This window comes from Sphingomonas populi (genome assembly GCF_004208535.1).
GTDB classification, from domain to species: domain Bacteria; phylum Pseudomonadota; class Alphaproteobacteria; order Sphingomonadales; family Sphingomonadaceae; genus Sphingomonas; species Sphingomonas populi.
In genome coordinates this window covers 1-1,308 of record NZ_SGIS01000151.1, presented here as the reverse complement: position 1 = coordinate 1,308, position 1,308 = coordinate 1, and the positions used below count along the sequence as shown (strand labels likewise).

The window sequence follows — 1,308 nt, the reverse complement described above, 5'->3', positions numbered from 1 at the left end:
CTCAAGCCGCGCCCGATCCGGTGCCGTGACGACGAAGGTGATACCGCTACGCATACCCCTTGGTCGCACAATGCAGCGCTAGGCGGAATCCTCAAAAGGACTCATCCGTCACGATCAATCCACTAGTTGGATCAGACGGTCGCAACGCTTCCCACTGCGAGAGCCGTTCGTCGAACGCGACGTTTGCCCTACTTACCATGCCCAACCGTGTAATGAACCCTGTCTCATGCGATGCAAGGCACGCAGCTGTTGCCATACTGCCGAGCTCCGAACGACCGCACTTTGCAGGTAGCGTGGTACGATCTTCTTCCCACGTCACAGGGCTAGCCAGCAACTGTCTAAAGTTTTCCGATCTAGTTAAAAATTGCACAACAGCGTTTACAACGCAAGGCTCTTGAGAGAAGACCCAGTCGTTTAAAAGAAGGAGGCCCAATTGCAGTGCGTGCCCAGTGGGTCCAACCAGCGCATCGTCATGCACACCTTCTAGACCTGCTAAAAGAGACGCAAGTTCCCCAGAGTTGTAACAACCAGCATAGAACCGGGCTACGTTCGACCAGTATGGACGCTTTGCAAGTGCATCAAATCTCCTCGGTCGCGTACCTCCACGTTCTCGGCCAAGAGTAGAGTAAGGTGCTGTTGTGTATAGATACTTTCCTGTGAAATATTCACGCAAAGGTTGCACTTCAAATTCAAGCATTCCTTGAACTCTGGAAACAAGCGCACCCACTCTTTCAACCGCTCCTTGAAAGAGCTTCAAGACATCAATATCATGGCCTTTAGAGATTACAAACCGTTCGACGAGCTCTGCGAGGCCATCTTGCGTGATCGAACCAGCTCCACCTGGACGTTCCGCGTCAGTTTGAAGAAGCCAAGCTACGTGTTCATGAATTTGGATCAATACATCTCTGTTTTCTCTTACGGTTTCGTCCTTTTCTGCTTCTCGACCAAAAAATAAATCCATGTAGCTCTCGTACAAGGCTGTTCTTTTGTCTGGGAGAGATAACCCCTTCGTACTGATCAGGTTTAGGAGAATAGCAAGCTGCATCGGGTTCTGCGCGAGGCTGCGGATATGTGGTCGCGAAACGCGGTCAAGAAGAAGATCTTTGAACTCCTTACCCCTAATAGGATCAAGATCTTTCGCGGATATCCATTTATCAGTATATTCGCTAATCTGAGGCATGTCTAGTGCACTGACCCAATCAGGTGATTCACAATCGGTTAGTTTCGTGCGAGTCTGGCGGGATGTCCCAGATCGTATGTGTGATCGTAAACTCTGAAGATGCGGCGCGGTTGGCGTCGGTGGTCGCC

At 50.6% G+C, this 1,308-nt stretch carries 1 protein-coding gene; it reads right to left on the bottom strand.

Annotation, left to right across the window (positions count from 1 at the left end):
• Positions 1-91: 91 nt before the first annotated feature.
• The gene (locus EWE75_RS24625; protein WP_130160637.1) at positions 92-1,180 is read right to left on the bottom strand and encodes an NACHT domain-containing protein; all 1,089 of its coding nucleotides are present in this window, start codon (positions 1,178-1,180) and stop codon (positions 92-94) included.
• Positions 1,181-1,308: the final 128 nt, after the last annotated feature.

What these genes read in the sequence shown, in the direction of transcription:
- EWE75_RS24625 (WP_130160637.1), bottom strand. Translation starts at nt 1,180, where the DNA reads ATGCCTCAGATTAGCGAATATACTGATAAATGGATATCCGCGAAAGAT.